Below are 1,147 nucleotides of genomic sequence, written 5' to 3' on the forward strand. Positions count from 1 at the left end.
GCCGATGTCATGGACGGCACATGGCGGCCGCCGGTGACCGACGGATCGGGCCAGGATCGGCGCGTCTTGAAGGCAGCTTTCGATCTTTTGAAAAGTGTCGGCTACCACGTGCAGAATGGAACGATGCTTGATCCCGAAGGCAAACCCTTCGGCTTCGAGATCCTGACCGCTTCGCAGGACGAGGAGCGCCTTGCCGGCATCTATCAGCGCACGCTGGAGAAGATCGGCATCAATCTCACCATTCGCAGCCTCGACGGCGATCAGATACAGTCGCGCAAGCAGCGCTTCGATTTCGAGGTCTTGGTCGGATCGAGCGGCTTCAACAATTCGTTGTCACCCGGCATCGAGCAGAGCGGGCGCTGGAGTTCGACTGCCGCCCGGACGGAAGGCTCGTTCAATCTCGCCGGCGTCGCCGACCCGGCTGTGGACGCGGCAATCGAGGCGATGCTGCGCGCCCGTTCCAAGGAGGATTATGTTGCCGCCGTTCGCGTTCTCGACCGGCTGCTGATCTCCGGCAACTACATGGTGCCGATGCAGTACAACACGCAGCAATGGATCGCCTACTGGAACTACCTGGAACATCCGCAAAAGACGCCCATATTCGGATATCAACTGCCAACATGGTGGCGCAAACCCAACTGAGGGATCAGGAGATCGAGATGAGCGAATTGAACGCCATCACCGTCGATGTGGTGTCCGATGTCGTCTGCCCCTGGTGCTTCATCGGCCAGAAGCGGCTCGACAGGGCAATCGCCGCCGTCGGCGATGTCGACGTGCATGTCCGCTGGCGGCCGTTCCAGCTCGATCCGACCATTCCGCCTGAAGGCAAGGACCGGCGCGAATACATGCTGGCAAAATTCGGCAGCGACGAGCGTATCCGCGAGATTCACGACCGCATCGAGCCGCTGGGCGAAGCGGAAGACATTTCCTTTGCCTTCGACGCCATCAAAGTGGCGCCGAATACGCTGGATGCGCACCGGCTGATCCGCTGGGCAGGGGCCGCCGGCGAAGCCATTCAGAACAGGCTTGTACGGCGGCTGTTCCAGCTGAATTTCGAGGAAGGCGCTGACATCGGCGACCATGCCGTGCTGGTCGAAGCCGCGCGCGAGGCTGGCATGGATGCGTCCGTGGTCGCCTCGCTTTTGCC

The 1,147-nt window shown here is 61.4% G+C and carries 2 protein-coding genes; both read left to right on the forward strand.

Features of this window, described 5'->3' with window-relative positions:
• A partial coding sequence (locus EN994_RS32400) for an ABC transporter substrate-binding protein (protein WP_245466156.1) occupies window positions 1–642 on the forward strand: 642 nt, incomplete at its 5' end.
• Between the two features lie 17 nt (window positions 643–659).
• A partial coding sequence (locus EN994_RS32405) for a DsbA family protein (RefSeq protein ID WP_164746466.1) occupies window positions 660–1,147 on the forward strand: 488 nt, incomplete at its 3' end.

It is taken from the genome of Mesorhizobium sp. M7A.F.Ca.CA.002.09.1.1, assembly GCF_003998555.1.
Lineage (GTDB): Bacteria > Pseudomonadota > Alphaproteobacteria > Rhizobiales > Rhizobiaceae > Mesorhizobium > Mesorhizobium ciceri.